General features: G+C 64.2%; 6 protein-coding genes. All 6 read right to left on the bottom strand.

The window, feature by feature from the left end:
• Positions 1-467: FAD-binding oxidoreductase (locus M0954_RS25965; protein ID WP_297356305.1), on the bottom strand; the 467-nt coding region annotated here is incomplete at its 3' end.
• Positions 457-1,851 carry an NAD(P)/FAD-dependent oxidoreductase gene (locus M0954_RS25960; RefSeq protein WP_297356303.1) on the bottom strand — a complete coding sequence of 465 codons (1,395 nt, stop codon included), beginning with the start codon at positions 1,849-1,851 and terminating at the stop codon, positions 457-459. The genes M0954_RS25965 and M0954_RS25960, both read right to left, overlap by 11 nt.
• Positions 1,841-2,215, bottom strand: a complete 375-nt coding sequence (locus tag M0954_RS25955; protein ID WP_297356301.1) for a (2Fe-2S)-binding protein — start codon at positions 2,213-2,215, stop codon at positions 1,841-1,843. The genes M0954_RS25960 and M0954_RS25955 overlap by 11 nt, the downstream gene beginning before the upstream one ends.
• Before the next feature lie 14 nt (positions 2,216-2,229).
• The gene (locus tag M0954_RS25950; protein ID WP_297356299.1) at positions 2,230-3,372 is read right to left on the bottom strand and encodes an FAD-binding oxidoreductase; all 1,143 of its coding nucleotides are present in this window, start codon (positions 3,370-3,372) and stop codon (positions 2,230-2,232) included.
• The gene (locus M0954_RS25945) at positions 3,369-4,166 is read right to left on the bottom strand and encodes an ABC transporter permease (RefSeq protein WP_297356297.1); all 798 of its coding nucleotides are present in this window, start codon (positions 4,164-4,166) and stop codon (positions 3,369-3,371) included. Before M0954_RS25945 ends, M0954_RS25950 begins: the two co-directional genes overlap by 4 nt.
• A gap of 13 nt (positions 4,167-4,179) precedes the next feature.
• The coding region (locus M0954_RS25940; RefSeq protein WP_297356295.1) for an ABC transporter permease at positions 4,180-4,655 on the bottom strand (476 nt) is incomplete at its 5' end.

The following is a 4,655-nucleotide window of genomic DNA, read 5'->3' as shown; positions in this document are numbered from 1 at the left end:
CGGTACGGCAACGCATAACCGTCGCGCTCGACCCAGATCGCGCCGGTCACATGTGGCGCGAGCGCGGGTTCCAGTTCGTGGACGGTCGCGCGGTCGATGATCTTCTCATGAGTAAAGCCCTGCGCCTCGAGCAACGCCACACGAGCGCGGCACTCGTCGAGCTCGGCCTCGCTCTCGGCGATTTTCATCTGGCCCGACGGCACGAAACCGGCATCGTCGCCGACGGTCGCAACGATGTTGTGCCAGATCTCACGCGACATCAACGCCAGCGGGATTTCCGGCAACGGCCGGCCGAGCGTGCGCACACCGCCCGCATTGACACCCGACGCATGACGGCCAACGTAGTCCGCTTCGAGCACCTTGACGCGCACGCCACGGCTCGCCAGATAGAACGCGCTGCTCGATCCGTGCAGTCCACCGCCAATCACCAGCACGTCGGCTTCGCTGACCGCTGCGCTATTCACCAGCGAGCTCTCCGAGCGTGAGCGGCTTGATCGGCGGCCGGATGCGGTAATAGCCGACGGTGGCCGGCGACACCTTGCGCGCATCGGCGATCACTTCGGTGACGGTCAGCCCGCACAAGCGTCCCTGGCACGGACCCATCCCACAGCGGCCGAATGACTTGGCCTGATTGGGGCCCTGACAGCCGAGTTCCACGAAGCGGCGCACATCGCCAGCCGTCACCTCCTCGCAGCGGCATACCAGCACGTCGTCCCGCGGCACGCGATTCTCGTCGCGCGGCCGGTACAAAGTGTCGAGGAACGGACGGATACGCCGTACTTCGGCGAGGCGGCGCAGCAACGGAGCCGCGCTGCGGTTACGCGTCGTCTGGTCGATTGCACCTAACTGGGCGGCAATCGCCAGCGCGCTCAGTTCGCCCTGCGCCTCAGCTGCCTGCGCCCCGGCAATCCCGCCACCGTCTCCGGCAACGAAGATGCCGGCGAGGTCGAGCTCGCCCCATTCGTCGGTCTGCGGCGTGAAGCATAATTGCGCGTCATCCCAATGATGCGTCGCGCGCAGCGACCAGCTGAACTGCGTATTCGGCACGACGCCCTGATGCAACAGGAAGACATTAGCCTCGATCCGCTGCGGCACACCGCGCACCGAGAAGCTCAACGCGTGTGCCCGTTCGGTGCCATCATCACCCGGAGTACCTTCGATGCGCAGATCGTCGGCGCCCTCGTGAATCGGCACGCCTGCCTCGCGCAGCGCGCGGAGCAATTGCAAACCCTTGGCCAGATACGGCCACGCCCGCAACGCCGAGATCATGTGACGCTTGGCGCGCCAGCGGTCTTCATGGCGCGTGGTGTCGACCAGCGCGCGAATCGGCACGCCCGCCCGCACGTATTGCCAACCGAGCAGATAGAGCAACGGGCCACAGCCGACCAGCACCGGCGGCTCCGTCGGCACCTCGCCGGCGCTCTTCAGGAGGATCTGCGCGGCGCCAGCGGTCAGCACACCGGGCAGCGTCCAGCCTGGAATCGGAAAAGGCCGCTCGAGCGCACCGGTTGCAAGCACGACACGCTTCGCCTCGAAGCTGCCGACTTTTCCATCCTTCAGGTAATGCACGGAGCGCTCGCGCGTGACTTGCCAGACCGAGGCGTTCGGCTCATAACGCGCCCCACTGCGCGCGAAGGCATCCGCTAACGCCGCGCCTGCGACGTAGTCCGGGCCGAGGATCTCGCGACGTTGCGCATCGCTGCGCTCGATCGCCCGATAGATCTGTCCTCCGACCGTCTCCTGCTCGTCGAGCAGCACCACCGTGAGGCCCGCTCCCGCAGCCCGCGTCGCCGCAGCGAGCCCTGCAGGCCCGGCGCCGATCACCGCGACATCGACCGGTTCAACGAGCATCGGAATTCTCCTTGATGGATTGCGATGGCGCCGGATCGGAGCTGAACGGCAGGTCGCGCGCACCCTCCTGCGAGTGGATCCGCATGCCGTCCTGTACCGTCACCAGACAGCTTTGCCGGCTTGGCACGCCGTCGATCTCGACGAGACATTCAAAGCACGCGCCCATCATGCAATACGGAGCACGCGGCGCACCGGTGACCGGCGTAGCGCGAAAACGCTGCACACCGGCGGCGAGCAATGCGGCGGCCACTGAGCGACCGCCGGGCACCTCAAGCGGTTCATCGTTGAACCAGATATGGACGGTGGCATCTGCTACGGCAGGCGCAAGCGGGGCAAGCACCCTGAAAAGCGGTTTGGAAGTCATATCGGAGTCTTGTATCAAGCATGACTAAGGATCTTTTTAGACGCGAGAAAGCGGCCACCGGGAAACACGCTGAGCTCATCGGGCATCGCGCCGCCCACGACCCAAGGGGCAATGCGCAGCGCGTGGGCGGCAGCCAGCGTCACCCCGCTGTGACAGGTCACGACAAACGCTCCCGGATACTGCGACGACTGCTCATAGATCGGAAAGCCATCGGGGCTATATACGCGCAACGCTGCCCACATGCGGATCAGGCGGACATCTTTCAGAAACGGAAAAGCTCTCACGCCACGGCGCGCAATATTCGACAGCACGTCGGTCGTCGTGAAGTCGTTGAAGCCGACCTCCTCCATCGAATCGCCTAACTGCACGGAGCCCTCGTCGGTCTGCCGCACGTTGATCGTCGGATGATGCAGAAACGGCGCAACGCGCTCGCTGACGAGGATCTGCCCGCGATTCGGTTTCACCGGCGCATGCAGTCCGACCTGCGGCGCCAGCGAGCTGTTGCCAAGGCCCGCGGCCAGCACGATCCGCGGCGCGCGCCACACGCCGTTGCGTCCATGCGCGGCAAAGCCGCCCTCCTCTGGCGCAATACGGCCGATCTGGCTGCTGCTGACAAGCGTCACACCGCGCCGCTGCATCGCATCGTGCAACGCGCGCAACAGCTTGAGCGGATTCACGTGGCCGTCCATCGGCGTATAACTCGCGCCGATCACCTCGGATCCGATTGCAGGCAAACGCTCACGCAATTCTTTGGAATCGAGCAGTTGATAGGGGTAATCGCCGCCCAGCTCCGACTTCAATATGCCAAGGCGCTTGTTGCGTTCGGCCAGTTCCTCGTCCGAGAAGCAGATGTGAAAGCCGCCCGGCTGCCGCAGCGCCACGTCGATGCCGGTTTCCTCCAGCAGAGCTGCCGCAAGCGCCGGCCAGCGGTCAGCCGAACTGCGTGTCCAGCGCGCGTAAGGCGACAGGCCATAGCCTTTGCCTTGCACCCACACCAGACCGAAGTTGCCGCGCGAAGCACGAAAGCCACCGTCGCCTTCGTCGAGTACGGTCACCTTCGCGCCTTCTCTGGCAAGCCCATACGCCACCGCCGTACCGACCAGGCCGCCGCCTACCACCAGCACGTCCGGGCTTTCGGCTACATCCACCACTGTCATCGTGTTTCTCCGATCAGGACGCGATCCAGACCGACCATCCGGTCCAGCACCAGCATCAGGACAACCGTACCGGCGATCAACACCGTCGACACGGAAGCCACCAAAGGATCGATCGTTTGCGCGATCTGGTTGTACATCGCGACAGGCAACGTGGTCGTGCCCGGCGTCGCGACAAAAATGGTCATGGTCAACTCATCGAAGCTTTGAATGAAGGACAACACCCAGCCGCCGACCACGCCCGTGCGGATCATCGGCAGCACGACGCGGCGAAACGCGGTGAAGCGGCTTGCGCCGCACGATAAGGCGGCGCGCTCGGCGTCGCGATCGAGCCCCACAGCCGACGACAACGCGAGCCGCAGTGCATACGGCACGACGATGATCACGTGAGTCGCGCACAGCGACCAGAATGATCCGCCCAGTCCGAGCATGCTTAGAAAACGCAGGAACGCGATGCCGAGTACTACGGCCGGAATCATCATCGGCGAGAGGAAGAAACCGGTGAGCGCGCCGCGACCCGGAAAGCGGTAACGTGCAATCGCCAGCGCCGCGGGCACCGCGAGCGCGACGCCGAGCGTCGCCGCCACCAGCGCGAGGCGCACCGACAGCCAGAACGCGTCGACGATGTCCTCATTCTCAAGGATCGCTCTGAACCAGCGCAGCGACGCGCCGTCGAACGGCATCGAGATATAGCCCTTGTCGGTGAACGATACAGCGACCACTACGACGAGCGGCGCAAGGATAAACGCGAGAAACAGTGCGTTGAACAGGAGGCCCCAGAATCCGTTTTGCTTCATGGCGTCCTCTGCATCAATCGAAGATGTGCTTGAAACGGCGTTCGGCGAGCCGGCTACAGCCCATCACAATCGCCACGTTGGCGATCAGCAGCAACACCGCGATCGTCGCGCCGAGCGGCCAGTTGAGCGTGCCGATGAACTCGTCGTAGGCTGCTGTTGCAACCACCTTCAGTCGTCGGCCGCCAATCAGCGCAGGCGTGGCGAACGCCGAGGCAGATAACGCAAACACAATGATCGAACCCGACAGCACCCCTGGCAATATCTGCGGCAGCACGACTCGCCGGAATACCCGCAGCGGCGAACCGCCAAGCGACAAGCCGGCCCATTCGACCTGCGGATCGAGCTTTTTCAGCGTTGCCCACACCGACATCACCATAAAGGGCACCAGTACGTGCGTGAGTGCAATCACCACGCCGGTCATGGTGAAAACTAGCCGAATCGGCTCAGAGGTGAAATGCAGCGCCTGTAGTGCGTTGTTAAGCACTCCGT

Source organism: Paraburkholderia sp., from assembly GCF_026225065.1.
Classification (GTDB): Bacteria; Pseudomonadota; Gammaproteobacteria; order Burkholderiales; family Burkholderiaceae; genus Paraburkholderia.
This window is presented reverse-complemented; position numbering and strand designations above follow the sequence as displayed.

What these genes read in the sequence shown, in the direction of transcription:
- M0954_RS25960 (WP_297356303.1), bottom strand. Translation starts at nt 1,851, where the DNA reads ATGCTCGTTGAACCGGTCGATGTCGCGGTGATCGGCGCCGGGCCTGCA.
- M0954_RS25955 (WP_297356301.1), bottom strand. Translation starts at nt 2,215, where the DNA reads ATGACTTCCAAACCGCTTTTCAGGGTGCTTGCCCCGCTTGCGCCTGCC.
- M0954_RS25950 (WP_297356299.1), bottom strand. Translation starts at nt 3,372, where the DNA reads ATGACAGTGGTGGATGTAGCCGAAAGCCCGGACGTGCTGGTGGTAGGC.
- M0954_RS25945 (WP_297356297.1), bottom strand. Translation starts at nt 4,166, where the DNA reads ATGAAGCAAAACGGATTCTGGGGCCTCCTGTTCAACGCACTGTTTCTC.